Consider the following 2201-nt stretch of genomic DNA (forward strand, 5'->3'; position numbering starts at 1 on the left):
ACTATTGTTCATCCCGATTTCACCTTTATTCCCAGCGGAAGCAGAAATGAACCAATACTCCGTCTTGGGTTTAAGGTCTTTGGCAACTCCGGCAACGCTACGCTCAATACCATTTTATTGAAATCTAAAAATAGCAGCGATAATGACCTTGAAGCCTCAGGGGTAAAACTTTACTTTACACAAACAGCCTTATTCGACACATTAACACCTCTTTCTACTGGCAAATCGTTTGTGAATGGAACAGCAACCTTTAATAGTTTAAACTACAACCTGCCCAATGGACAATCGTACGTATGGGTAACTTACAACATTAAACAAAATGCAACCCATGGCAATATTGCCGATGCCATGCTCGATGCTCTGAGCATACAGGTAAGCGATTCCCTTTACCCAAAGCAGAGCGAAGACCCTACGGGAAATAGACTGATTTACGAAACCATTTATCGCGAGAGCTTTGAAGGCACTCATAATTGGACATTGAGCGGCGAATTCCAGGTTGGTCAGCCCCAGGGACTGGGTGGCTTTTTAGGAAACCCCGATCCCACATCAGCCTTTTCAGGAACCAAAGTACTTGGGACCGACCTAACCGGTTTAGGATCGGCCTTAGGTGATTACGAGAATTTTGTTACTGAATCTGGAGCATACAAGGCTGTTTCTCCAACCATTAATGCACTCTTCTACAAAGATTTAAGAATTTCGTACCGACGTTACCTAAACATTGAGGTTTGGGATAGGGCTACGGTTGATGTCAGCAAGGATAATGGAGGCTCATGGAGCAATATATGGTTTAACAACAACTACTTTACCGATAATCTTTGGCAAAAAACATCGCACACAGTGCCATCGGATGTATCGCGTTCCAACAGGCTGAAATTCATGTACAAGTTGGGGCCTACCGACAATTACAGCACATACTCAGGCTGGAACGTTGATGATTTCACAGTCACAGGCGACTATATCACCAAGGATGTGGGGGTAGTGGAATGGGTTTACCCCCTTTCGGGTTGCGGCCATTCTGCCACCGATAGTGTTACTGTAAAGGTTGCCAACCTTGGCGCCGAACCATCGCCAGCATCAATCCCAGTTCAGTACTCCTTTAACAATGGAGCCACCTGGGTAACCAACTACCTCAACCAGGTAATTGCCCCCGGCGACACTGTTGAATTCACCTTTAGCACCAAGGTTAACCTCTCAACGCCTGGAATTAGACAGGTTAGGGCGCGCACCCGCCTTACCGGCGATGAGGACGCATCAAACGATGGTATATCTGGGCAAGTCTATATTGTTCCAACATACACCCTTCCCTACACGGAAACCTTTGAAAGCAACGATGGTTACTGGCGAAAGTTCGGAAATCAAATTTGGGAATGGGGTATTCTAACAAAACCAACCATGAGCGGAGGCTCAAAGGCTTGGGCTACAAGCATAAGTCAAAACTATGGTTCATTGCTTACCGGTGCTACCGATACAATATTTTACGATGATTTTGAAACAGCTAAGGGGTGGACATTTACCGGAGAATTTGAGCGCAATCAAATAATCATGCAATGGGATACCATTCCAACATATACCTATAGCGGACAATACTGCATTGGAACGGACTTAAGCAGGCAAGGAGCCAATAAAGGCATGTATGAACCCAATGTTACATGGTATGCCCAATCGCCAGCGATAGATGTTACAAGCTATAGCAATCTTACCCTAAATGCCTGGCGTTGGCATAAACTTGCAGCGGGCGATACAGCAATGGTGCAAGCCAGCAGCAATGGCATAAATTGGAAAACAATTTTCAATTCTGGGGGAATAGCCATATCGGACGAATACTGGGATGTTGAAAACATACCAATCCCCGATAGTCTTGCCAACTTTGGAACTTTATACGTCCGTTTCGTGTTGAAATCTAATGGTGATGCCAACGTGGCCGAGGGTATTAACCTTGATGATGTATGGATAACCGGAACACGATTTAACCCGGAAACAGCATGGCTACAAAGCCCCTGCTTCGATTTCAGCAGTGTAACCAACCCCATAATCGACCTAAGCATTTTTAACCGTACTGAGCCCGAGGTTGATGGAACTACCTTATACTACTCCACCGACAATGGAGAAACCTGGCAACATTTAGGCAATAGCGCTACGCACGACGATTACTTTAACTGGTATACCGATAGCCTGGTTAGCGCACTTGGTGTTGATGGATG

1 protein-coding gene is annotated in these 2201 nt (G+C 45.4%); it reads left to right on the top strand.

From position 1 onward, the window contains the following. The coding region (locus tag WHS63_RS08690; protein WP_445204767.1) for a hypothetical protein at positions 1-2201 on the top strand (2201 nt) is incomplete at both ends.

The sequence above is a fragment of the Tenuifilum sp. genome, from assembly GCF_037481895.1.
In the GTDB taxonomy this organism is placed as follows: Bacteria; Bacteroidota; Bacteroidia; order Bacteroidales; family Tenuifilaceae; genus Tenuifilum; species Tenuifilum osseticum.